The sequence below is a fragment of the Chryseobacterium salviniae genome (assembly GCF_035819015.1).
GTDB lineage: Bacteria > Bacteroidota > Bacteroidia > Flavobacteriales > Weeksellaceae > Chryseobacterium > Chryseobacterium salviniae.
The window spans coordinates 55,918-79,402 of sequence record NZ_JAYLAA010000050.1; the positions used below are offsets into that span (position 1 = coordinate 55,918).

A 23,485-nucleotide genomic window follows, 5' to 3' on the forward strand; every position below is an offset into this window, starting at 1 on the left:
TGCTTTCGATTCAATAAGATTTATCTCTGAAAAAAAATCAACACAAAAATTACTTAATAAAAAGACAAATAAAAGGTTTTGAGAAAAAAAGGCCTCTTTTCTCAAAACCAGTAATGATTTCAAAACCGTTGCAAAAAAAATGATATAGTAAATTTTAATCAACATTATGGTTCTAAACTACCTTGGTCGTAATAAGGAAAATTTTGTAAGTCTTTTCCATCAGATTGTACTGGGATTGATGTTGTAAATATTGATTTTTTTGTATTTGTAGATTTACTTACTCCATAGCAAAAATCGAATCTAAGTCTTGTTACAGGTAACATTTCACAAACCTCTACGTATTCATCTATTTTCTTAATATAATCATTAACTTTTGTTGAGTTATACTTTATTGATTTTGCAATAAATTCCGGATTACCAAGAATAATACTAACACTTTGCTTAAGCTCGTCATAAATAGCCTTTTCTTCAATATTAATTGAATATGCTTTTGACGGGATATTAAAGACTAAATATGATTTTGTATTGATTGAATCTTTATCAGCAAATGTTAAAATTGCGTAAAGATTATCTTTGAATTTAATTAAGCTATCAATTACTTCCTTTTTTTCTGTCTCATCGGAAATATCTTTTATAAGGTCCTGTAATCTGACTTCTGAAAGATAAACATACTGAATTCTTACAACTAATAAATTGGAATTCTGATTTAATAAATTTTTAAAAATTTGATAATCTATTTCTAAATTCTTTGTTAATGTGTTGGAAATAGTTGAATATGCAGTTTGACCTCTTGAACGTTGATCATCTGTTATAGGATCTTCAATATCAATACCGTGTTTACTTAAATCTTTAATATTCTTTAAAAGATTATTGAATTTTTCCGAATTCTGCCTTCCTTCTTTTATAAGAGTATAAGCTTTTTTCAAATTTTCACAGCTACTACTACCTGCTTGATGTGATTTTTTTTGATTGCAGCCTAACAATATTATTGATAGGGTAATTGCAAACAAAAATAAAATGTTTTTTTTCATAAGTTCTTAGTTTTTAAAATGGTTAAATTTATTAATTGCCTCCACCTTGTTATTAACGTGGAGTTTTCGGTAAATATTTCCTACGTGTTTTTTCACGGTATCAATACTGATGAATTTTTTTGCCGCAATTTCTTTGTACAGCAAGCCTTGAGACAAAAGCTCCAGAATTTCTTTTTCCCTTTCCGTTAATTCATCAAACCCTTTAATTTCGGGAAGCTTTCTTTCGAAATGGCTTAATACTTTTCTGGCGATGGAAAAACTCATGGGAGCACCACCATTGTAGACATCACGAATCGAGGAGAGGATTTTGTCCATGCTTTCTCCTTTCACAAGATATCCCATAGCGCCGGCCTTCAAAGAATTAAAAACATTTTCATCATCTTCAAAACTGGTACACATGATAAACTGTGTATCGGGGAGCTCTTTTTTTAACTGTTCTATGATTTCGATACCCAGCATATCCTGCAGCTGAATATCCATCATTACGACATCCGGAGAAACATCAGGAAGGTTTCGCAATGCATCGCTGCCGTCGAAATACTGAGCAACTACTTTCATGTCCTGCTGATAATCGATAATTTTTTTCAAGGCATTATTGTAGTTTTTTTCATCTTCTACGATGGCAATGCTGATTTTCATTCTGTAATGTATTAAAATTATTATTCAGAATTTCATTTATAAATGAAGGGCTTTTCGTAGAACGAAGAAGCCCGTTCATTCATTAATTTGATGGACAAAGGCTGTCTCCAAGCGTAACAATCATTCCGATCACTCCTTTTACAACCGGATTTTTAATAATTCCCGAAAGAATCTGAAGCCCTGCTTTTGCAGATGGCCACACCCCGCAAAAATTAACGCTTTCCGGCTTTTTTCCAGTGATACATTTTTGATTTCTGATTCTGTTAACATAGTAATAACTTTTAAGATATGCCTACTCTATTCAGTTTTCGGCTTCCCTGATTTATTACTGTAAAGTTCAGAATCATTTTGAGGGTAAACAATTACACGTTTGTGTAATTTTAGGAAGATCAGGTTCATAATGGTTGGTTTAGTTTTTGTTTTTATTAAATTTAACAAAAAATATTTGATTTATAAAAATATTTGATAATCACTACATTAAAAAAAATTAACATCATGAAAAAGGGACTTTACGGAGCTGCTGTGCTAATTGCACTATCTTTTAGCAGCTGCAAAAAAAGTGAAACCGGGAATAAGGGTGTACTAAAATCAGACGCAAACGAGAAAATTGTGGCTGATAGCAGCACAGCAGATCCTACTATTCAGTATGAAACTGACGTTAACGGGAAAAAGTACATCAAAACAGATTTTGTATATAAAGCGACAGACGGCAGCCTTGCGAAAGTTGTTTTTGATTATAAGGAAAAAACAATGAGCATCAGAAGCAACAATAAAACATTCATCCTGAATAAGGTTGAATCTAAAGGTAACGAAACTTTATATGAAAAGATGGATATGAAAGCTACGGTAAAAGGTGACAGCCTGATTCTTGATCAGGGCAACAATATTATTGAGCTGGTAAAAACTAAAATCTAGGCCATAAAAAAACCGTTCAGAGTCTGAACGGTTTTTTCTTTTATATCTGAATGAATATTATTCCTCAGTTTTTTCCTCTGTAGAATCAGCAGCTTCAGCCGTTGGCCCAGCAGCTTTTTCTTCTACAGCAGGAGCTTCAGCTGTTACAGCTTCTTTCTTAGCTGTTGCAGATCTTCTGCTTCTTCTTGTTGTTTTCTTCTCTTCAGCATTAGGATTGTAAAGCTCGTTGAAGTCTACCAATTCGATAAGAGCAGTATCGGCAGCATCACCAGGTCTGAAACCCGTTTTGATGATTCTTGTATACCCACCGTTTCTCTCAGCGATTTTTGGTGCTACAGTTCTGAACAATTCAGCAACTGCTTCTTTATTTTGAAGATATGAAAAAACAATTCTTCTATTGTGTGTAGTATCTTCTTTTGCTTTTGTTAATAGAGGCTCAACATATACTCTTAAAGCTTTTGCTTTAGCTACAGTAGTGTTGATTCTTTTATGCTCAATTAGAGAACAAGCCATATTAGAAAGTAAAGCACTTCTATGAGAAGCTGTTCTTCCTAAGTGATTGAATTTTTTACCGTGTCTCATTATTAATTATTTATCAGCGTCTAACTTATATTTTGCAACGTCGAAACCGAAGTTAAGACCTTTTGAATGCACTAATTCTTCTAGTTCTGTCAAAGATTTTTTACCAAAATTTCTGAATTTCATCAAATCAGACTTACTGTAAGAAACCAATTCTCCAAGAGTTTCTACTTCAGCCGCCTTCAGACAGTTAAGGGCTCTTACGGAAAGATCCATATCTGCTAATTTAGACTTAAGCAATTGTCTTGTGTGAAGAGTTTCCTCGTCATATTGGATAGATGCTTTTACCGCTTCAGTTTCAAGGGTGATTCTCTCATCGGAGAACAGCATGAAATGATAAATTAATATCTTTGAAGCTTCTGTTAAAGCATTCTGAGGACTGATAGATCCGTCAGTTTCTATATCTAATACAAGTTTTTCGTAGTCTGTTTTTTGCTCTACACGATAATTTTCAATGCTATACTGTACTTTCTTGATTGGGGTGAAAATAGAGTCGATCGCAATAGTACCTACCGGTGCATTGTTTGACTTATTTTGTTCAGAAGGAACATATCCTCTACCTTTTTCAATATTGAAAGTAATTTCGAAAGTTACATCACTGTTTAGGTTGCAGATCACCAAATCCGGGTTTAATACCTCAAATCCGTTGATTGATTTGCCTAAATCACCAGCAGTAATAACCGTCTGACCTGATACTTTGGCATTAACCTGCTCATTCGATTGGTTTTCTGCCGTAGCTTTTAATCTTACCTGCTTAAGGTTAAGAATAATTTCGGTAACATCTTCGATTACTCCTGGAATAGTTGAAAATTCGTGCTCTACACCTTCTATTTTGATAGATGAAATAGCATAACCTTCCAGAGAAGAAAGCAACACTCTTCTCAAAGCATTACCGATTGTAAGCCCGAAACCTGGTTCTAGTGGTCTGAATTCAAATTGACCTCTAAATTCATCAGAGTTAAGTAAAATTACTTTATCGGGTTTTATGAATTGTAAAATTGCCATATTATTGGGTTGAGCAAAAATTTGATTAAAAAATTATTTAGAGTAAAGTTCGACGATAAGCTGTTCCTTGATGTCTTCCGGAATTTGGATTCTCTCAGGAGCAGAAACGAAAGTACCTTCTTTCTTCTCATCGTTGAATTGTAACCACTCATAATTTGCTTTAGAAGCCAATGCGTTGGTAACTACTTCAAGAGACTTAGACTTTTCTCTTACAGCGATTACATCACCAGCTTTTAGCAAATAAGATGGAATATTTACCAGCTCTCCGTTCACGGTAATGTGTCTGTGAGAAACCAATTGTCTTGCAGCAGATCTTGTTTTAGCAAAACCTAATCTGTATACTACATTATCCAATCTTGATTCGCAAAGTTGTAATAGAACTTCACCTGTTACTCCTTTACTTCTGTGTGCTTTGTCGAATAAGTTAGCAAACTGTCTTTCTAAAATACCGTAAGTATATTTAGCTTTTTGCTTTTCAGCCAACTGAACTGCATATTCAGATTTTTTAGCACCTCTTCTTTTGTTAGGACCATGTTGTCCCGGCGGTTGGTTTTTTCTTTTCTCGAAGTTTTTGTCATCTCCGTAGATTGCAGCACCAAACTTTCTCGCAATCTTAGTTTTAGGACCAATATATCTTGCCATAATGGATAAATTCTAAAAATTAAACTCTTCTTCTTTTTGGTGGTCTACATCCATTGTGCGGCATAGGCGTCACATCAATGATTTCGCTAACTTCAATTCCTGAATTGTGGATAGATCTGATGGCAGATTCTCTACCTGCACCTGGTCCTTTCACAAACACCTTTACTCTTCTTAATCCAGCTTCGTGAGCTACAGCAGAGCAATTTTCAGCTGCCATCTGAGCAGCAAATGGAGTATTCTTTTTAGAACCTCTGAAACCCATTTTACCGGCAGAAGCCCAAGAGATTACCTCTCCGTTTTTATTTGTTAAAGAAATGATGATGTTATTGAAAGAAGCCTGAATATGCGCTTCGCCAATAGCCTCAACTTTTACTTTTCTTTTCTTAACTACTTTAGTTTGTTTTGCCATAATTCCTAACGATTATTTACTAGCTTTTTTCTTGTTAGCAACAGTTTTTCTCTTTCCTTTTCGGGTTCTAGAGTTGTTTTTCGTTCTCTGGCCTCTTAAAGGTAATCCAAGTCTGTGACGTATTCCTCGTTGGCATCCTATGTCCATTAATCGCTTAATGTTCAATTGCACTTCAGATCTTAATTCTCCTTCCACTTTAATGTTTTCAGAGATATAGTTTCTGATTGCAGCCAATTCATCGTCATTCCATTCGTTGACTTTCTTGTCTTCGCTGATACCGGCAGCTTTAAGGATTTCTGAAGAAGTACTTCTTCCAATTCCGTAGATGTAAGTTAAACCGATAACACCTCTTTTGTTTTTTGGTAAATCAATACCTGAAATTCTCGCCATAATTTAATGTTAGCCTTGTCTTTGTTTAAATTTTGGGTTCTTCTTGTTGATTACGAACAGTACACCTTTTCTGCGTACGATTTTGCAATCAGCGCTTCTTTTTTTAATTGATGCTCTTACTTTCATTTGAAAATATTTATTTTTTTAATATGGACAAACGGAATCTAATGATTTCATTTGAAAATATTTATTTTTTTAACAATAGCCAAATGGAACATACGCTCCATTTGGCAGATTGTTTTTAGTATCTAAATGTAATTCTCCCCTTCGACAAATCGTAAGGAGACATTTCTAATTTTACCTTATCACCAGGTAATAACTTAATATAGTGCATACGCATTTTGCCGGAGATATGAGCGATGAGAACATGCCCATTTTCCAATTCAACGCGGAACTGCGCATTCGAAAGTGCTTCGGTAATAACGCCGTCCTGTTCAATATGTTTTTGTTTTGCCATAAATTAATATCCAGTCGTTCTTGATAATTTAGACTGCATTAAGCCATCATAATGATGGTTCAGCAGATAGGTATTAATCTGTTGAACAGTATCTAAAATTACTCCCACCATAATCAATAGTGACGTTCCCCCGAAAAATAAGGCGAATGCATCTGTCTGAACAAAGCTTCCGTGTACAATTGCCGGAAGGACTGCAAAGATAGATAAAAAAATTGCACCTGGCAAGGTAATTTTTGATAAAATATCATCTAAATAATCAGCGGTTTCTTTTCCTGGTCTTACTTTCGGTACCAAACCTCCATTTCTCTTCAAATCATCAGCCATTTGGTTTACCGGAATCGTAATTGCAGTATAGAAAAACGAGAAGATAATAATTAACAGCGCAAACAATACATTGTATTGCCAGCTAAAAACATTCTTGAAACCTGCAAGGAAAGTGTTTGATTCGTCCACTTTCGTTAAAAGTCCCGGTACGAACATTAACGCCTGTGCGAAAATGATCGGCATTACACCGGCAGCATTCACTTTCAGTGGAATCCACTGTCTTGCTCCCTGCATAAGATTTCTGTTTACACCTCCTCTTGCCTGAGCTCTGCTTACATACTGGATCGGGATTTTTCTTACAGCAACGGATAACACCACTGCTAAAAGAACTACCAGCATCCAGAAAATCACTTCAATAAGGATCATGATAGATCCCATTCCTCCTTTTCCGTTCTGAACTGCCATTTCCTGCACGAATGCTTCCGGTAATCTTGAAAGGATCCCCACCATAATAAGGATAGAGATACCGTTCCCGATACCTTTGTCGGTGATTTTCTCACCCAACCACATTGCGAATACTGAACCGGCAACCAGGATTACAATACTTGGCAACCAGAACATGATAGAATTTGGCTCTACATAATATGCAGATGAGAACTGAGCATACGGTAAGAATAATTGAGTAATAGAAGTTAAATAAGAAGGTGCCTGTACAAGACAAACTCCGATTGTTAACCATCTAGTTATCTGATTCAATGTATTTCTACCTGACTCTCCATCTTTCTGAAGCTTCTGAAGATAAGGAATAGCCATCCCCATCAACTGAACAATAATAGAAGCAGAAATATAAGGCATGATACCTAACGCCATTACGGAAGCGTGGCTGAAAGCTCCTCCCGTAAACGACGAAAGCAAGCCAAGGAGACCTGCTCCTTGCTTGTTACCGCCTTGATTTTTATAATGCTCTAAGAGATCTCCCACTTCTGCAAGGTTAATTGCAGGTAAGGAGATATAAGATGCGAATCTATACACAAGGATAATTCCTAAAGTAAAGATAATTTTATCTCTAAGTTCTTTAAGACTCCAAATATTTTTGAGGGTTTGTATAAATTCTTTCATTAGTAATTGTTATAAGGTAATTGCTTTTCCACCTGCTTTAGTGATAAGCTCTTCAGCAGATTTAGTGAATTTGTCAGCTGAGATAGAAACCGCAGATTTCAATTCTCCTCTACCCATAATTTTCACTAATTCGTTTTTAGTTGCCAAACCGTTTTCTACCAAAACTTCTTTTGTAATGTCTCCGGTAATGGATTTGTTTTCAATTAAAGTCTGGATAGAATCCAGGTTAATCGCTCTAAACTCTTTTCTGTTTACGTTTTTGAATCCGAATTTAGGTAATCTTCTTTGTAAAGGCATCTGACCTCCTTCAAAACCGATTTTCTGAGAATATCCGGCTCTTGATTTCTGTCCTTTGTGTCCTTTTGTAGAAGTACCGCCTTTTCCGCTACCTTGTCCTCTACCAATTCTTTTTGAATTGAAAGTAGATCCTGCAGCTGGCTTTATGTTGTTTAAATTCATTTTAAAATTATTTTAAAAATTATTTTTGAACTTCAAGTAAGTGACTAACTGCAGCTATCATTCCTAAGATAGAAGGAGTAGCTTCGTGTTCTACAACTTGGTGAAGTTTCTTTAATCCTAATGCTTCAAGCGTTCTCTTTTGGGTTTTTGTTCTTCCAATAGCGCTTCTTACTTGCTTTACTTTGATTGTTGCCATTGTTTTATTTATTAACCGTTAAACACTTTACTTAGTGAAACTCCTCTCATTCTAGCAATTTCTTCAGGTCTTCTGATATCCAATAACGCTTTAAAAGTAGCTTTCACCACGTTGTGAGGGTTTGAAGATCCTTTAGATTTTGAAAGGATATCGTGAATACCAGCAGACTCCAATACCGCTCTTACCGCACCACCGGCGATAAGCCCTGTACCGTGAGAAGCAGGTCTTAAGAAGATATCTGCACCTCCGTATCTTGCAGAAGTCTGGTGAGGGATGGTGTGGTTCATTACAGGAACTTTCACAAGATTTTTCTTAGCATCTTCAACTGCTTTAGCAATTGCAGAAGCAACTTCTTTAGATTTTCCCAAACCGTAACCGATAACACCCTCTTCGTTTCCTACAACAACGATTGCAGAAAATCCGAAAGCTCTACCTCCTTTGGTTACTTTTGTTACTCTGTTAACAGCTACGAGACGATCTTTAAGTTCTAATCCTCCCGGTTTTACTCTTTCTATATTATCTAGTCCTAACATATTTCCGAAATTTAATGATTAGAAATTAAGTCCACCTTCTCTCGCACCGTCAGCAAGAGCTTTAATTCTCCCGTGATATACGAATCCGTTTCTATCAAATACAATATTTTCGATTCCTGCAGCGATAGCTTTGGCAGCGATAGCCTTACCTACGGCAGCAGAAACTTCAGTCTTTGTTCCGTTAGCTTCAACACTTTTCTCTCTTGAGGAAGCAGAAGCCAAAGTTTTTCCACTGTTATCATCGATTAACTGAGCGTAAATTTCCTTATTACTTTTGTATACAGATAATCTTGGCAATACAGAAGATCCGGAGATTTTCCCTCTTACTCTTCTTTTGATTCTTATTCTTTTTTCTACTTTAGTTAATGCCATAATACTTATAATTTATTAAGCAGATTTACCAGCTTTACGTCTAACAATTTCTCCTACGAATCTTACTCCTTTTCCTTTATATGGTTCAGGCTTTCTGAAAGAACGGATCTTTGCAGCTACCATCCCTAGAAGTTGGTTGTCGTGAGACGTTAAAGTAATAATTGGGTTTTTACCTTTTTCAGTCAATGTATCTACTTTTACTTCGCTTGGAAGTTCAAGTACGATACCGTGAGAGAATCCTAAAGCCAACTCAAGTTTTTGACCTGCGTGTGAAGCTCTGTATCCTACCCCTACTAATTCCAGTTTCTTTTCGAAACCAGTGTTTACACCAACAATCATGTTGTTGATTAACGCTCTGTATAAACCGTGAAGCGCTTTGTGTTGTTTAGCTTCAGATGGTCTGTTTACGTTCAGTTCACCATCTTTCTGTTCTATAGTAATTCCGCCTGTAAGCTCCTGAGAAAGTTCTCCTTTAGGACCTTTTACAGTTACCACACCATCTTTTTCAGTGATTGTAACTCCTGCTGGAACTGTTATAATTGCTTTACCAATTCTTGACATTTTCCTGTGATTAAAAATTAATAAACATAGCAGATTACTTCACCGCCTACTTTTTCTTCTCTGGCTTTCTTATCAGTCATTACTCCTTTAGAAGTAGAGATGATAGAAATACCTAAACCGTTTAGTACTCTTGGAAGTTCTGTAGAACCTTTGTACTGTCTTAAACCTGGCCTGGAAGCTCTCTGGATAGACTTGATAGCTGGTTTGTTGGTTTGCTTGTCGTACTTTAAAGCGATTTTGATCGTTCCCTGAACAGCGCTATCTTCAAACTTGTAGTTTAAGATATACCCTTGATCAAATAAGATCTTAGTAATCTCCTTTTTGATTTTCGATGCAGGAATTTCCACCACTTTGTGGCCTGCGCTTTGTGCGTTCCTTACTCTTGTTAGGAAATCTGAAATTGGATCTGTTACCATTTTTCTTTTATAAATTATTGGTTAAAGAACAATCAGTATTGTAAGGACTTGAAGAGTAAAATATCAGACTTCAGAAATCTTCGGTCTGATATTTTTTTATCTTTAGTATCCAGACAACTTAATTGTCCCGATTTTTAATTAGTAATTATTACCAACTAGCTTTTTTCACTCCCGGGATAAGACCGTTGTTTGCCATTTCTCTGAAAGTTACTCTGGAAATACCGAACGTTCTCATGTACCCTCTTGGTCTTCCTGTTAGTTTACATCTGTTGTGTAATCTTACAGGGGAAGCATTTTTAGGCAATTTTTGAAGTCCTTCGTAATCACCTGCTTCTTTAAGAGCCTGTCTTTTAGCAGCGTATTTAGCAACTAGTGCTTCTCTTTTGCGCTCACGCGCTTTCATTGATTCTTTAGCCATTTCTTAGTTCTTTTTGAATGGTAAACCGAAGTGAGTTAATAATGCTTTCGCTTCTTTATCTGTTTTTGCAGTAGTAACGAAAGTGATGTCCATCCCCTGGATTTTTTTCACTTTGTCGATTACGATTTCAGGGAAGATGATCTGTTCAGTGATCCCTAAGTTGTAGTTCCCTCTACCGTCAAAACCATCAGCTTTGATTCCAGAGAAATCTCTGATTCGTGGTAATGCGGAAGATGTTAATCTGTCTAAGAACTCATACATTTTGTTAGCTCTTAAAGTAACTTTAGCTCCTACCGGCATTCCTTTTCTCAATTTGAAAGCAGCTTCGTCTTTCTTAGAGATTGTACCAACAGCCTTTTGACCAGTGATATTCGTTAATTCTTCAACAGCATAATCGATGATTTTCTTATCTGCAGTAGCATCTCCTAAACCTTGAGATAAAACAATTTTCTCAAGTCTTGGTACCTGCATTACAGATTTGTATCCGAATTCTTCCATCATTGCAGGAATAATCGTTTCTTTATATGCTTTTTTGGGTCTTGCTATATATTCCATGTGTTATTTAAAATTATAAAGTTTCACCCGTTTTTTTGTTGATTCTTACTTTCTTATCTCCTTCGATTTTGTAACCTACTTTGATAGCTTTTCCGTCTTTTCCAACTAAAGCTACATTTGAGATATGAATAGATGCTTCTTTCTCAGTGATTCCTCCCTGAGGGTTAGAAGCTGAAGGCTTAACGTGTTTTTTAACGATGTTAAGACCTGCAACGATAACTCTAGGGTCTCTTCCTTCTTTTTTGATCACTTCAATAACTTCACCAGTCTTACCTTTGATATCTTTTTTACCAGTGGTAATGATTACGTTATCTCCTCTTTTTATTTTTAACTTTGACATTTTTTAAAATTTTAAATATTAAAGTACTTCAGGAGCTAATGAAATGATTTTCATATATTCTTTGTCTCTCAACTCACGAGCAACTGGTCCGAAAACACGGGTTCCTCTCATTTCTCCCGCTGCGTTTAGCAATACACAAGCATTGTCTTCGAATTTGATGTATGAACCATCTTTTCTTCTAACTGCTTTTTTAGTTCTTACTACTACAGCTTTAGATACCTGACCTTTTTTGGCGTTTCCTGATGGTGTAGAATCTTTGATAGTAACAACGATTTTATCACCAACTGAAGCATATCTTCTTCTGGTTCCTCCCAGAACTCTAATAACTAGTACTTCTTTTGCACCTGTGTTATCAGCAACTTTTAATCTTGATTCTGTTTGTAACATTATTACTTAGCTTTTTCAATGATTCTTACTAATCTCCATCTTTTGTTTTTGCTCAAAGGTCTAGTTTCCTGGATTAAAACAGTATCTCCTTCTGTGCATTCGTTGTTCTCGTCGTGTGCGGTATATTTTTTCGTTTTTAATACGAATTTACCGTACATCGGGTGCTTTACTCTCGTAGTTTCACTAACAACAATAGTTTTTTCCATTTTATTGCTGGAAACCACTCCGATTCTTTCTTTTCTTAAATTTCTATCCATTGTAAAATGAAATTATTGTTTGTTAGTTAACTCAGTATTTAGTCTTGCGATTGTTTTTCTCAAATCTCTGATTTGGATCGGGTTTTCAATTGGGCTGATTGCATGAGCCAATTTCAATTTGGAATATTGAGCTTTTGCTTCAGTTAATTGAGCTTGAATATCACCCGCGCTTAAATTTTTAATATCAGCTTTTTTCATTTTATTCAAAGATTAAAGAGGTTTTACAAAATCGTTAGCAACTATAAATTTAGTAACAACTGGTAATTTTTGTGCTGCAAGTCTAAGTGCTTCTTTCGCTACTTCGTAAGGAACACCTCCTACTTCGAACATAATTTTACCTGGTTTTACTACAGCTACCCAATATTCCACGGCACCTTTACCTTTACCCATCCTTACTTCGGCTGGTTTTTTGGTAATTGGCTTATCCGGGAAGATTTTGATCCATAGCTGGCCTTCTCTCTTCATATATCTTGTCGCAGCGATACGAGCAGCTTCAATCTGTCTTGCAGTGATCCAAGCACCTTCTGTCGCCTTGATTCCGAAAGTTCCATAAGCAAGCTGACTACCTCTTTGGGCACTCCCCTTCATTTTCATCTTATGAACTCTACGGAACTTGGTTCTTTTTGGTTGTAACATAATTTCTAAATTTTAGATTTTAGATTTTAGATTTTAGATTTTTTTTATTTTAAAAAAGTAACGGTAATTTAAAATTCAAAATTTCTATCTAAAATTTTTAATTATTATTGTTATTATTGTTATTGTTCTTTCTAGGTCTTCTGTTGTCTCTGTCTCCTCCTCTGTTCTCTCTTCTGTCAGACTGACCTCCTTTTTTCTGTTGTCCCACTAGTGGAGAAAGTTCTCTTTTACCGTAAACTTCCCCTTTCATGATCCAAACTTTAACCCCTAGCTTTCCGTATTGAGTTAATGCCTCACCGATATGGTAATCGATATCTGCTCTGAAAGTAGACAATGGAATTCTTCCTTCTTTGAAAGATTCTGATCTTGCCATTTCCGCACCGTTCAATCTACCGGAGATCTGAACTTTGATACCTTCTGCACCCATTCTCATTGTGCCTGCCATCGCCATCTTCACAGCTCTTCTGTAAGAAATTCTGTTTTCGATTTGCTTGGCAATGCTGTCTGCAACTAATACTGCATCAAGCTCAGGTCTTTTGATTTCGAAGATGTTGATTTGAATATCCTTTTTAGTCAATTTTTTCAACTCTTCTTTCAGTTTATCAACTTCCTGGCCTCCTTTACCGATGATAAGTCCCGGTCTTGCAGTAGTGATTGTAACTGTTACTAATTTTAATGTTCTTTCAATATAAATTCTTGAAATCCCACCTTTAGATAATCTAGCTTCAAGGTATCTTCTGATTTTGTAGTCTTCCGCGATTCTGTCTCCATAATCGTTTCCGCCAAACCAGTTAGAATCCCATCCTCTGATGATACCTAATCTGTTACCAATTGGATTTGTCTTCTGTCCCATACCTTGATTAATTTTCTTTATTACCTAAGATTAATGTAACGTGGTTAGATCTTTTTCTGATTCTGTACCCTCTACCTTGCGGAGCCGGTCTTAGTCTCTTCAATTGTCTTGCACTATCCACGAATATTTCTTTAACGATAAGGTTTGCTTCCTCAATGTCAGCCCCTTCGTTTTTCACTTGCCAGTTGGCAATTGCGGAAAGAAGTAATTTTTCTAATTTGTTAGAAGCTTCTTTCTTAGAATATTTAAGGATATAAAGAGCTTTATCTACTTGCTCTCCTCTAATGATATCAGCAACTAATCTCATTTTTCTCGGAGAAGATGGGCAGTTATTTAATGAAGCTTTCACAACGTCCTTGTTAGCTTCTTTTCTTGCGATTGAACTATCTTGTTTTCTTGATCCCATGATTATCTGCTTCCTTTGTTTTTGTTACCACCATGACCTCTGAAAGATCTTGTTGGAGAAAATTCGCCTAACTTGTGACCTACCATGTTTTCTGTAACGTAAACCGGGATAAAAGATTTCCCGTTGTGTACAGCAATAGTTTGTCCTACGAAGTCCGGAGAGATCATTGATGCTCTAGACCAAGTTTTGATAACTGTCTTCTTACCAGACTCTATATTTGCCTGAACCTTCTTATCTAAAGTATGATGAATGAACGGTCCTTTTTTAAGTGATCTTGCCATAATTATTTTCTTTTAGATACGATGTAACGGTTAGACACTTTGTTTTTCTTTCTAGTTTTGTAACCTTTAGCCGGTTTACCGTTTCTAGATCTTGGGTGACCTCCTGAAGAACGTCCTTCACCACCACCCATCGGGTGATCTACCGGGTTCATTACAACCGCTCTTGTTCTTGGTCTTCTACCTAACCATCTGCTTCTACCTGCTTTACCTGATACCGTTAACTGGTGGTCTGAGTTGGAAACGGAACCAATCATTGCCATACATTCAGTAAGGATCATTCTTGATTCTCCTGAAGGCAACTTGATGATGGCATATTTTCCGTCTCTTGAAGTTAACTGAGCTGAAGAACCAGCGCTTCTTGCTAAAATGGCACCTTGCCCAGGTTTCATTTCAACACAAGAGATTATAGTACCCAATGGAATATTTTTCAATTTCATTGCGTTCCCTACGTTTGGTTCTACATTTTCTCCGGAAACTACTTTTTGGTCTACTTTAATACCGTTTGGAGCAATGATATATCTCTTCTCTCCGTCTGCGTACTCTAATAAAGCGATGAATGCAGTTCTGTTTGGATCGTATTCTACAGATTTTACTGTTGCTTCAACATCGAACTTGTTTCTTTTGAAGTCAATAATTCTGTATTTCTTTTTGTGTCCACCTCCGGTGTAACGCATGGTCATTTTACCTGTTTGGTTACGTCCACCTGACTTTTTAATACCAACGGTTAGAGATTTCTCTGGTTTGTTGGTAGTAATTTCCTCAAAATTGTTTACAATTCTGAATCTCTGTCCCGGGGTGATAGGTTTTAATTTTCTAACAGACATTACTATTATTTATAATATTATAATTAATTTACAGCAAAAATATCGATAACCTCACCTTCAGCAAGTTTGATTACCGCTTTTTTCAATTTATTTGTCTTTCCAACCTGAAGACCTTTCTTAGTATATTTCGCAGAAACTCTGGGAGCATAAATCATTGTATTTACGTCTGCTACTTTTACACCGTAAGCTGCTTCCACAGCTTTTTTAATCTGGATCTTATTCGCTTTGGTATCTACCAAGAAAGAATAAGTACCTCTTAAATCCGTAAGGTAATTAGCCTTTTCTGAAATAACTGGTTTAATAATAACTGACATGATTTATTTCTTTAAATTTTCCTGGAATTTTTCAACTGCACCTTCGAAGAAAACAATCTCACCTGCATTTACCAAGTCGTAAGAACTTACTTCATTGAAGTTCATTACTTTGGTTTTAGGTAAGTTTCTTGAAGATAAATATACATTCTTGTTAGCTTCAGGAAGAATAAACAAAGATTTTTTACCGTTCAATGTTAATGCATCTAATAATGTAATGAAATCTTTAGTTTTAGGAGCATTAAGGCTCACATCTTCTAAAACTCTGATGCTGTTGTCTCTCATTTTCTGAGATAAAACAGATTTTTTTGCTAATCTCTTAAGCGCTTTGTTCAATTTGAATCTGTAGTCTCTTGGTTTTGGCCCGAATACTCTACCCCCACCTCTGAAAGTTGGAGATTTAATATCACCATACCTAGCAGAACCAGATCCTTTTTGTTTCTTAAGCTTTTTAGTAGAAGCCGTAATTTCGCTTCTTTCTTTTGCTTTATGAGTTCCTTGTCTTTGTGCAGCAAGGTACTGTTTAACTTCTAAGTAAACCGCGTGCTGATTTGGCTCGATTCCGAATACTGATTCGTCTAGAGTTACTTTTCTTCCGGTCTCTTTTCCTGATGTATTTAATACTACTAGTTCCATTTTCTGATAATTACATAAGAATTTTTAGCTCCCGGAACAGCACCTTTTACTACTAAAAGATTTTGTTCTTGATCCACTTTTAACACCTGAAGGTTTTGTACAGTTACCTGCTTACCTCCCATTCTTCCAGCCATTCTCATCCCTTTGAATACTCTTGAAGGGTCTGAACCAGCACCGATAGAACCTGGAGCTCTAAGTCTGTTGTGCTGACCATGAGTTGCCTGCATTACACCTCCAAAGCCATGTCTTTTAACAACACCCTGGAAACCTTTACCTTTAGAAGTTCCTGTTACGTCAACAAATTCACCTTCTGCGAATAAGTTTACAGTTACTTCTTCTCCTACTTTCACTTCATCAACAAATTCTCTGTAGAATTCTACCAATTTAGCTTTAGGAGCAGAACCAGCCTTTTTAAAATGGCCAGCTAACGCTTTACCAACGTTCTTCTCACTCTTGTCATCGAAACCTAACTGAACTGACTTATAACCGTCTTTTTCAATGGTTCTGACCTGTAAAACCGAGCACGGACCAGCTTGGATAACTGTACAAGGAATGTTTTTTCCTTCTTCGTTAAACAAAGATGTCATGCCGATTTTTTTACCAATAATACCTGACATTGTTTATATTATAATAAAATTTATCCTTTATTTATCATCATTTCAGGAAGTCTGAAGTAATTTCTACGTTTGATATAGGCATACTACGCCCCTAAAATGAGTGTGCAAATTTATGAATAAAATTTAATCTGACAAATATTTAAAGTAAAATATTTTGATTTTTAATCAATTACATCATTTTTATAAAATCGGAAGAAAAATTAAGATGATTAATTTGTGAATTTTAAAATTTTTAATATCAGGCAGTGCTGAAATTATCAAATTACGGTTCGATTTTTGTAAGGTTAGCATTATTTATAAACCTCCTGATGATATGAAAACCAACTACAAAATATTGCCCAAATTGAAGATTGCCTTTAAAAACCCTTTTCATTTTTTTGAAAAGAACATCAGTAACGCCGTTGAAGCCATAAATTCAGCCTTCACCTTTGATGATGTAGATTTCTATAAATAATGAAACTCCTCAGATTTGTATGGCTTCTGCTCCTCATATTTTCCTGTAGTAAAAAGGAAAATCATCCGTATACTTTTTATTACTGGAAAACGAAACTTACACTCAATGCCGGCGAAAAGAAAGCATTAGACAAAACTACTGTTCCTTTTTTATATACCAGATTCTTTGATGTTGATAAAACCGGGAAAAAATTTCAGCCTGTAGGTATTATTACCAAAGATCCGGCATTTCAAGTTAGACAAAAGATCGTGCCGGTTGTTTTCATCACCAACCGTAGCTTTATTTATATTACCAAAGAAGAAATTACTTTTCTTGCCCAAAGCGTTAATGATTTAATTAAAAAGAAAATCACAGACTACCATTTGAATGCTGCCGGAGAAATACAAATAGACTGCGACTGGACGGCGGGAACCCGTGATGATTACTTCGCATTTTTAAAAGAACTGAAAAAAATTTCGAAAAAAAATATTACAAGCACGCTCCGTCTCCATCAGGTTAAAGATAAAACAAAAATGGGAGTCCCTCCGGTTGATAAGGTTTATCTGATGTGCTACTCCACTTCTTCACCGTTAGAAAATTCTAATAAAAATTCTATTCTGGATGTCCATACTCTTAAAAGTTATTTAAAAGATCTAGATAAATACCCTATCAAAAAAATTGAAGTCGCACTTCCCATTTATTCGTGGGGAATCGTTACCAATCATTTAGGCAAGCATAAGCTGATTAATGCTTTATCGGAAAAAGATCTCGAAAATTCAGATTTCAAAATAATCTCTGATTACGAAATTGAAATTGTAAAAGACGGATTTTATTTTGGCAATTACATGAATAAAGGCTTCAGGATAAAAGTTGAATCCATCTCCGACAGCCAGCTTACAGAAGCCATCAATTTTTTAGATAAAAAAATTAATCATTATTCTATTATTTATTATCAGCTTGACCGTAAATTTGTTAATAACCGAAATTTGAATTTTTAACTTTTCTAAGTTAACTTTAAATTTCCAACAATAACCAAACACTTCTTTATAATGAAAAAATATCTTCTTTCACTCGCCGTTGTTTCGCTGTTTTACACAGAATCCGAGGCATGTGCATGGTCTGACCCCGATTATGAATATTTCAATCTTTTTACCCAAAGTATTATTAAGGATAAATCTTACCTGCCTTTTCTCCACAGCTATTCAACACGATTTTATACCGATTTTAAACCTTCCCTGATTCCCGACGAAAATATTGAATCCTGGAAAAGATATTTTAATAATCAGTTAAGTTATGCTCAGACCGAATATCTGGTCAACAAGATGAATATTAATGATCTTAATGCTTTAAAAAAAGGATCACCAACCAATCAGCTTTTAGTAACATTAGGGTCTGGATTTTACCAAAAATACCGCGAAGGGATTGATTATCTTATTGAGGCCAAATATCTGGAGCCTTACATGAAAATCAATTATATTGAAAGTGCGGATTCCTTTTATTATTACAGAGAGCCGGGAACAGGAAAGAATGCCACCAATCTCGATTACAACAAAACCGTAGCTGCACTGACATCATTATACAATGCTGCAAAAAACCCTGAAATAAAACAGCGATACGGCTATCAGCTTGTGCGCTTTAATCATTATACAAGAAATTATGATGCCGCATTAAAAGCATTTAAAAACTATGTTGAACCGATCAGGCTGAAAGGCGCCCCTTACATTATGGCGCTCGACCAGGTTGCAGGAGCTCAGCGCGGATTGGGAATGAACAGTGAAGCCAACTGGAATTTCTTCCAGGTGTTCCGGGACAGCAAGAGCAGAAAAGAATCTGCTTTTGTTTCTATGAAACTTTCAGATACCGCTTCATTTAATAATATTTTGAAACGTGCTTCAACGAGTGAAGATAAAAACATGGCTTATTTCCTTTTGGGATATGAAGATTTCAACAATCCGATCCCCGTGATGGAAAAGATGTTTGAGATTAATCCGGATTCGGAGATCCTGAAAGTAATGGCCGTAAGAAGCATCAATGAACTGGAAAGAAGCTATCTTCCGATTTATTATTATACCAATGAAAACGGTACTGTTACTGAAAAAAAGAATTCCGAAAACAATACAGCTTCAAATAAAACAGAAACGGCAGAACCTAAAAAGGAAGAGCTTTCCTTTTGGCAGAAAATCGTACGGTTTTTCAAAAACCTTTTCAGCAGTAAGAAAGATAAAAATTCTACTGACGGAAAAGCAGATCAAAGCGATGATGAACTGCTGAACAATCCTGACAGGATTCCGGTATTCACTAAAAATAATTACTGGTATGATGATAAAACCAGAGATTTTCTGGATGACCTGGAAAAATTCACCTCAAAAACAAAAGAAAAGTCCAGGGATAAATACTGGCAGATTGCTGATGCTTATCTGAAATTCCTGAAAAAAGATTATAAATCTAGTACCGAAATTCTTGAGAATATCAAAACATCCAATCCAGAATATCTGGAAGAAATCAAAAGAATGAAAGTCTTAAATGATATTGTCTCCCAGCCTAAAATTGACGCTGACTATGAAAATCATTTAATGAAAGATTATTCTGAATATTTTGCTGAGAAAAAAGAAGTACCAAAAGACAGCACTGAAACAGATGAATACAATTATTACGGTGAAGTTCCTTCTACAGCCGATTTTCTGAAGGACGTTCTGGCCAACCGGTATTTTCTTCAGGGTGAAGACGGCAAATCTTTCCTGATGAACAACAAACTTTCCGACCTGCAGTACAGCCCGAACTCAAGTCTTGTGAAAAGCGTGGAAGACTTTTACAGGAAACCCAATAAAACACAGTTTGAACAGCAGATTATTGCTAAAAATATTGATGAAGTCGGAAATATTGATGCTTTCTTTGCGGTGATTTATGGTGACAGAGCCATGAGGCAGGCAGATTTTGAAAAAGCAAAAGCATATTATTCAAAAGCACGGAACTTCTCCGGAATTCCAAGAAATGAATGGAACTACGAGGAGAAAAAACTTACTCCCATGAAATATCAGCCGGGAGCTTACGACGGATTCAGCAATATCTCCGATCTTGTTTTTGGGCATAATGTCTGGGTAAGCTATCAAAGTTCACCGGAAGAAAGTATGAAGAAGGAAGATTATTCATTATTTCCATTTATTAAGCCAAGCATGAATAAACTGGAACTTGCCGATGCATTGATTCAGCTTAAGAAAATCGGGAACGGAAAAGATGAAAAATCTTCAAGAGCCAACCAGCTTATAGGAAATGTTTTGTACAATACTTCGATTCTGGGATATTACAGACAGCTTTTCGTGATGGATCTTGACAATTCTAACGGCGGAAAGTATTACTTTGATACTTCGGAAAAGTCAAATCCTTACCAATATTATTACAAAGGTTTTCCGGACAGAGTTTATATTGAGCCGGATAATTATGATCTGGCGATCAACTATTATAAACGAGCTTTAAATACGTCAACCAATAAAGAACAAAAAGCGAGGATTCTTTTCCAGATGGCCAGTGCAGAACAGGGAAAATATTATCAGTATGAAGCCAAGCACCCCTCAAATATTGATTACTCTGATCCGAAATGGAGTGAGAAAAGTGATGCCTACCAGAAGCAGCTTGATCAGATAAAGAATCAGAAATACAGAACCTATTTTGCGCTGCTGAAATCTCAATATGCCAATACGGAAACAGCCAAACAGCTAATGGGAAGCTGTTCTTATTTTGGGTATTTTATGAAGTAATTTTAAACAAAAAAAGGAATCAGTTCGATTCCTTTTTTTGCTGTTCCTGCAGCCACTCTTCATGCTTTTTCCTGAAAACCCTATCTTTATGATCCTGATTTCTTTGTGCTGCGTCAATTGAATGTGAAGCATGGATATCTTCATCTTCTTCGGCAAAGTCTGCCAGTTTTTCATAATAGCAATGAAGCTGATCGAGTTCTTTCTCCGTTAAATCTTCAATATCAACAATTCTGTTGCTGGCTTTTTCATTAGCGGCAATCAGTTCGTTCAGTTTAATCTGAATGGCTTTTGAATCTTTATTCTGCGCTTTCTGGATTAAAAACACCATTAAAAAAGTGATAATGGTTGTTCCGGTATTAATAACCAGTTGCCACGTTTCGGAATAGTGGAAAATTGGCCCAGATGCAGCCCAGATGATGACAATTAATGTTGCCCCGATAAATGCATAGGAACTTCCTGTAAACCTGGCTGCCCAATTTGAAAACCTTTCAAAGAAACTTTGATCTGCTTTAGACATTGTATTAATTTTTTCAGTAAAAAGGCAGCAAAAACTCCGCCGAACTTTACTTTACAAAAAGATTCTGCAAAGTAAGCTGTGATAATTTTATATAATTTTCCACGATTTTTTGATGAAGTTCGTTAAGTTCTATTTTTTTTTCGGCATACAATATTTTATTGTCCAGTACAATTTCAAGCATTTCGTTTGTCATCTGAGAATTTACTTTTGTTATTGTTAATTTATTTTCCAGCTTATTCAGAAAATCCTCATATAAACGAAACATTTTCAGCTGGGTTTTTGTTTCTAAAAGGATATTTTCTGTTTCTACCGAGAACTTCTGCTTTTCCAGCGACAGAATCTGGTTTAGGTAATTATTTTCCAGTTCCAGTTCGGCCAACTTTATATTTTTCTTCTTACTTGCCGGAAACAAAAATCCGATTCCCACCACGTAAGCTCTTCTAAAGCCCGGCGAGTCAAAATCATTCAGCCCCAATTCTACGTAATCTATGATTTTTTTCTGATTGGCTTTTTCTATATTATACTCATAGGAATTGGATTCTATTTTGCTTTTAACAGCCAGCATGTTTCCGGAAACACTATTTTCGGTTGTCAGCTGTGATAAATTTTCTTCAATAACCTGAGTGGCTATATAATTTTCTATGCTTTTAAAATCTATATTATTACGGGTATCGAGATTGAGCGCTAACTCTTTTTTCTGAGTTTCGAGATTGTATAATTTCGTCTCTTTTTCGACTTCAAGATTTAATATTTTTAATTGTGTTTCATTAATACTTTTAATTTTCGTAGGCTCTGCAACTACAATTTTGGTTAAGAGTTTTTCTTTCTCTTTATAAGACTCGATTAATCCCATCAACAATTCTGACTGATTCTTGGAAAAATAAATATTACTCCACAGGATTGTTGTATTATAAAGGTTTTCGTGAGCAGCAATTTCAGCATTTTGCTGGAAATTTTTCTCTTTCCACTTTATATATTCAGTTTCGTATTTTCTGGCTTTGAGAGGTGCAAAGTTTGCTTTTAAGGAGGTTCTCTGCTTAGCAAGCTCAAACTGGTCTGTCTTCGTACTCAAAGAGACTTTTTGTATCAGTGGGGAAGAAAATGAATATTCCAAAAAGCTCTTCGGGGCTTGTACAAAAGTTTTCAGATGATCGGCATATGTGTAATCCTGAGCACCGACTTTTGAAATTAGCCCAACAAAAATTAAGGTATATAAAATAAATTTCATATTCCCTTATGCTAAAATTTTAAAGAGAAAAAACCATTCTTCTTTTTTGCAAAAGTGATCATTACTTTTTCATTCTGTAATAATTTGTTATTCTTAGGAATTTCAATAGAAATATCCCTTCCGTACGTAATTACTTCCTGTATCTTTCTTAGTCTTGGCGGTATTTCTACCAGTCTGGAGCCGATTTCATTTATTCTTCCCAGATATGATCTTTCGTTATCACGTATAGACTGTACGATAAAAAAATCTCCTTTTTTAGGATCCAACGGAATATCTTCATAAATATAGCCCTGTACACTGGAAGCGGTAAGCTCCGAAAGCATGAGTAAAAGCTGGAATGAGGGTACATTTTCTCCCTGTTCGCACAAGATATTTCCTACGATTCCATCTTCAGGAGCCAATATTTCTAATTGCGTCACTTTTTTTTCCAGCAAATAGGTTGTATTTCTTAATGCTGAAGATTGTACTTTATTAATTTGCCGAACCTGATTAATCTGTATTCCTAAATGTTTTTCTTTAATGCGGGCAGATTGCAGCACTTCTTTTTTCTGTTCCTGTAAGAGATTGATTTGATTATCTATTTCCGAAAAATCTAATGTGCTTTTATCAACGTTTGAAAATTGTTCAATCAGCTTTATTTTATTTTGCTTTTCTGTTTCTAACTGCTGAATCTGAAGATCAATCTGTTTAAGCTGGTTGTCTGAAGTAAGATTGGATGAATTTAATTCCGAACTTAAATTATGCACATTCTGCATATTGAAAAGAGTATTTTCTTTTGCCTTTAATTTATTATTGGTAAGTTCATTTTTCAGCTCTCCCTGTGATACGATAAGCAAAATATCTCCTTTCTTTACTTTTTGCCCTTGTTGTACCAGGATTTTTTCTACCCGGATGTTCTGCTCACATTTTATCTCGGTTTCTCTGTTGTTTGCCACCCCGTAAAAAACAATATTTTCCTGATTAATATTTGCGAAAAAATAAGTCACGATAAAAATGCTGAAGAAGGCAATGATGTATACAAGATTATTTTTAAATATTTTCATC

General features: G+C 35.6%; 37 protein-coding genes. 4 read left to right on the forward strand and 33 right to left on the reverse strand.

The features are described from left to right. Nucleotides 1-164: 164 nt before the first annotated feature. The gene (locus tag SOP96_RS15415; RefSeq protein WP_326321814.1) at nt 165-1,031 is read right to left on the reverse strand and encodes a hypothetical protein; all 867 of its coding nucleotides are present in this window, start codon (nt 1,029-1,031) and stop codon (nt 165-167) included. Nucleotides 1,032-1,037: 6 nt separating this feature from the next. Further along, a complete protein-coding gene (locus SOP96_RS15420) occupies nt 1,038-1,670 on the reverse strand; it encodes a response regulator transcription factor (protein ID WP_326321815.1) in 633 nt (210 codons plus the stop codon). A 495-nt stretch (nt 1,671-2,165) separates the two neighbouring features. Between SOP96_RS15420 and SOP96_RS15425 the strand changes: the two genes are divergently transcribed. Continuing rightward, nucleotides 2,166-2,585, forward strand: coding sequence for a hypothetical protein (locus tag SOP96_RS15425; RefSeq protein WP_326321816.1), 420 nt, complete (start codon nt 2,166-2,168; stop codon nt 2,583-2,585). 57 nt (nt 2,586-2,642) lie between these two features. Here the strand turns inward: SOP96_RS15425 and rplQ are convergent, their stop codons facing one another. From rplQ to rplC, 28 genes are all read right to left on the reverse strand, one after another. Beyond that, entirely contained in the window at nt 2,643-3,167 is a 525-nt protein-coding gene (gene rplQ / locus SOP96_RS15430) for a 50S ribosomal protein L17 (RefSeq protein ID WP_326321817.1), read from the reverse strand. Nucleotides 3,168-3,173: 6 nt separating this feature from the next. Further along, nucleotides 3,174-4,169, reverse strand: a complete 996-nt coding sequence (locus tag SOP96_RS15435) for a DNA-directed RNA polymerase subunit alpha (protein ID WP_066434456.1) — start codon at nt 4,167-4,169, stop codon at nt 3,174-3,176. Between the two features lie 33 nt (nt 4,170-4,202). Then, nucleotides 4,203-4,811 (reverse strand): 30S ribosomal protein S4, encoded by a 609-nt coding sequence (rpsD, locus tag SOP96_RS15440; protein ID WP_029297746.1) that lies wholly within the window; start codon nt 4,809-4,811, stop codon nt 4,203-4,205. 19 nt (nt 4,812-4,830) lie between these two features. Continuing rightward, on the reverse strand, nt 4,831-5,220 hold the full coding sequence (gene rpsK, locus SOP96_RS15445; protein WP_002983263.1) for a 30S ribosomal protein S11: 390 nt from the start codon (nt 5,218-5,220) through the stop codon (nt 4,831-4,833). Between the two features lie 12 nt (nt 5,221-5,232). Beyond that, entirely contained in the window at nt 5,233-5,610 is a 378-nt protein-coding gene (gene rpsM / locus SOP96_RS15450) for a 30S ribosomal protein S13 (protein ID WP_027381318.1), read from the reverse strand. 9 nt (nt 5,611-5,619) lie between these two features. Beyond that, complete coding sequence (gene rpmJ, locus SOP96_RS15455) at nt 5,620-5,736, reverse strand: 50S ribosomal protein L36 (protein WP_007839480.1); 117 nt, start codon at nt 5,734-5,736, stop codon at nt 5,620-5,622. A 115-nt stretch (nt 5,737-5,851) separates the two neighbouring features. Next, entirely contained in the window at nt 5,852-6,067 is a 216-nt protein-coding gene (gene infA / locus SOP96_RS15460) for a translation initiation factor IF-1 (RefSeq protein ID WP_029297754.1), read from the reverse strand. Nucleotides 6,068-6,070: 3 nt separating this feature from the next. Then, entirely contained in the window at nt 6,071-7,450 is a 1,380-nt protein-coding gene (secY, locus tag SOP96_RS15465) for a preprotein translocase subunit SecY (RefSeq protein ID WP_066434454.1), read from the reverse strand. Between the two features lie 9 nt (nt 7,451-7,459). Continuing rightward, the gene (gene rplO / locus SOP96_RS15470; RefSeq protein WP_326321818.1) at nt 7,460-7,909 is read right to left on the reverse strand and encodes a 50S ribosomal protein L15; all 450 of its coding nucleotides are present in this window, start codon (nt 7,907-7,909) and stop codon (nt 7,460-7,462) included. 19 nt (nt 7,910-7,928) lie between these two features. After that, complete coding sequence (gene rpmD / locus SOP96_RS15475) at nt 7,929-8,105, reverse strand: 50S ribosomal protein L30 (RefSeq protein WP_029297759.1); 177 nt, start codon at nt 8,103-8,105, stop codon at nt 7,929-7,931. An 11-nt stretch (nt 8,106-8,116) separates the two neighbouring features. Next, nucleotides 8,117-8,638: a 30S ribosomal protein S5 gene (gene rpsE, locus SOP96_RS15480; RefSeq protein WP_029297761.1), complete on the reverse strand. Its 522-nt coding sequence runs from the start codon at nt 8,636-8,638 to the stop codon at nt 8,117-8,119. 18 nt (nt 8,639-8,656) lie between these two features. After that, nucleotides 8,657-9,010: a 50S ribosomal protein L18 gene (gene rplR, locus SOP96_RS15485; RefSeq protein ID WP_326321819.1), complete on the reverse strand. Its 354-nt coding sequence runs from the start codon at nt 9,008-9,010 to the stop codon at nt 8,657-8,659. A gap of 15 nt (nt 9,011-9,025) precedes the next feature. Beyond that, nucleotides 9,026-9,571 carry a 50S ribosomal protein L6 gene (gene rplF, locus SOP96_RS15490; protein WP_326321820.1) on the reverse strand — a complete coding sequence of 182 codons (546 nt, stop codon included), beginning with the start codon at nt 9,569-9,571 and terminating at the stop codon, nt 9,026-9,028. A 17-nt stretch (nt 9,572-9,588) separates the two neighbouring features. Further along, nucleotides 9,589-9,987 (reverse strand): 30S ribosomal protein S8, encoded by a 399-nt coding sequence (gene rpsH / locus SOP96_RS15495; protein ID WP_029297768.1) that lies wholly within the window; start codon nt 9,985-9,987, stop codon nt 9,589-9,591. A 148-nt stretch (nt 9,988-10,135) separates the two neighbouring features. Continuing rightward, nucleotides 10,136-10,405 carry a 30S ribosomal protein S14 gene (gene rpsN, locus SOP96_RS15500; RefSeq protein ID WP_029297771.1) on the reverse strand — a complete coding sequence of 90 codons (270 nt, stop codon included), beginning with the start codon at nt 10,403-10,405 and terminating at the stop codon, nt 10,136-10,138. 3 nt (nt 10,406-10,408) lie between these two features. Then, entirely contained in the window at nt 10,409-10,960 is a 552-nt protein-coding gene (gene rplE / locus SOP96_RS15505; RefSeq protein WP_326321821.1) for a 50S ribosomal protein L5, read from the reverse strand. 13 nt (nt 10,961-10,973) lie between these two features. Further along, nucleotides 10,974-11,300: a 50S ribosomal protein L24 gene (gene rplX, locus SOP96_RS15510; protein WP_029297774.1), complete on the reverse strand. Its 327-nt coding sequence runs from the start codon at nt 11,298-11,300 to the stop codon at nt 10,974-10,976. An 18-nt stretch (nt 11,301-11,318) separates the two neighbouring features. Beyond that, entirely contained in the window at nt 11,319-11,687 is a 369-nt protein-coding gene (rplN, locus tag SOP96_RS15515; RefSeq protein WP_007839504.1) for a 50S ribosomal protein L14, read from the reverse strand. Between the two features lie 2 nt (nt 11,688-11,689). Continuing rightward, a complete protein-coding gene (gene rpsQ / locus SOP96_RS15520) occupies nt 11,690-11,944 on the reverse strand; it encodes a 30S ribosomal protein S17 (protein ID WP_042720938.1) in 255 nt (84 codons plus the stop codon). Nucleotides 11,945-11,956: 12 nt separating this feature from the next. Then, nucleotides 11,957-12,142, reverse strand: a complete 186-nt coding sequence (rpmC, locus tag SOP96_RS15525) for a 50S ribosomal protein L29 (RefSeq protein WP_027381309.1) — start codon at nt 12,140-12,142, stop codon at nt 11,957-11,959. Nucleotides 12,143-12,154: 12 nt separating this feature from the next. After that, nucleotides 12,155-12,580, reverse strand: a complete 426-nt coding sequence (gene rplP / locus SOP96_RS15530) for a 50S ribosomal protein L16 (protein ID WP_027381308.1) — start codon at nt 12,578-12,580, stop codon at nt 12,155-12,157. Nucleotides 12,581-12,677: 97 nt separating this feature from the next. Beyond that, complete coding sequence (gene rpsC / locus SOP96_RS15535) at nt 12,678-13,433, reverse strand: 30S ribosomal protein S3 (protein ID WP_326321822.1); 756 nt, start codon at nt 13,431-13,433, stop codon at nt 12,678-12,680. Nucleotides 13,434-13,440: 7 nt separating this feature from the next. Next, a complete protein-coding gene (rplV, locus tag SOP96_RS15540) occupies nt 13,441-13,839 on the reverse strand; it encodes a 50S ribosomal protein L22 (RefSeq protein ID WP_029297778.1) in 399 nt (132 codons plus the stop codon). Between the two features lie 2 nt (nt 13,840-13,841). Further along, a complete protein-coding gene (rpsS, locus tag SOP96_RS15545) occupies nt 13,842-14,120 on the reverse strand; it encodes a 30S ribosomal protein S19 (RefSeq protein ID WP_002983209.1) in 279 nt (92 codons plus the stop codon). A 2-nt stretch (nt 14,121-14,122) separates the two neighbouring features. Then, a complete protein-coding gene (gene rplB, locus SOP96_RS15550; RefSeq protein ID WP_326321823.1) occupies nt 14,123-14,944 on the reverse strand; it encodes a 50S ribosomal protein L2 in 822 nt (273 codons plus the stop codon). Nucleotides 14,945-14,967: 23 nt separating this feature from the next. After that, a complete protein-coding gene (gene rplW, locus SOP96_RS15555; RefSeq protein ID WP_029297784.1) occupies nt 14,968-15,258 on the reverse strand; it encodes a 50S ribosomal protein L23 in 291 nt (96 codons plus the stop codon). Nucleotides 15,259-15,261: 3 nt separating this feature from the next. Next, nucleotides 15,262-15,891, reverse strand: a complete 630-nt coding sequence (rplD, locus tag SOP96_RS15560) for a 50S ribosomal protein L4 (RefSeq protein WP_029297786.1) — start codon at nt 15,889-15,891, stop codon at nt 15,262-15,264. Further along, nucleotides 15,882-16,508 carry a 50S ribosomal protein L3 gene (gene rplC / locus SOP96_RS15565; RefSeq protein WP_029297788.1) on the reverse strand — a complete coding sequence of 209 codons (627 nt, stop codon included), beginning with the start codon at nt 16,506-16,508 and terminating at the stop codon, nt 15,882-15,884. The genes rplD and rplC overlap by 10 nt, the downstream gene beginning before the upstream one ends. Before the next feature lie 313 nt (nt 16,509-16,821). Here rplC and SOP96_RS15570 point away from each other — a divergent pair, with 313 nt between their 5' ends. From SOP96_RS15570 to SOP96_RS15580, 3 genes are read left to right on the forward strand one after another with little or no spacing between them, the layout of a single operon-like run. Further along, nucleotides 16,822-16,962: a hypothetical protein gene (locus SOP96_RS15570; protein ID WP_326321824.1), complete on the forward strand. Its 141-nt coding sequence runs from the start codon at nt 16,822-16,824 to the stop codon at nt 16,960-16,962. After that, a complete protein-coding gene (locus SOP96_RS15575; protein WP_326321825.1) occupies nt 16,962-17,939 on the forward strand; it encodes a hypothetical protein in 978 nt (325 codons plus the stop codon). Before SOP96_RS15570 ends, SOP96_RS15575 begins: the two co-directional genes overlap by 1 nt. A 51-nt stretch (nt 17,940-17,990) precedes the next feature. Further along, nucleotides 17,991-20,696: a hypothetical protein gene (locus SOP96_RS15580; protein ID WP_326321826.1), complete on the forward strand. Its 2,706-nt coding sequence runs from the start codon at nt 17,991-17,993 to the stop codon at nt 20,694-20,696. 19 nt (nt 20,697-20,715) lie between these two features. Here the strand turns inward: SOP96_RS15580 and SOP96_RS15585 are convergent, their stop codons facing one another. From SOP96_RS15585 to SOP96_RS15595, 3 genes are read right to left on the reverse strand one after another with little or no spacing between them, the layout of a single operon-like run. After that, entirely contained in the window at nt 20,716-21,213 is a 498-nt protein-coding gene (locus tag SOP96_RS15585; protein WP_326321827.1) for a low affinity iron permease family protein, read from the reverse strand. Between the two features lie 46 nt (nt 21,214-21,259). Further along, complete coding sequence (locus tag SOP96_RS15590) at nt 21,260-22,441, reverse strand: hypothetical protein (protein ID WP_326321828.1); 1,182 nt, start codon at nt 22,439-22,441, stop codon at nt 21,260-21,262. A gap of 11 nt (nt 22,442-22,452) precedes the next feature. Then, nucleotides 22,453-23,484, reverse strand: a complete 1,032-nt coding sequence (locus SOP96_RS15595; protein WP_326321829.1) for an HlyD family secretion protein — start codon at nt 23,482-23,484, stop codon at nt 22,453-22,455. Nucleotide 23,485: the final 1 nt, after the last annotated feature.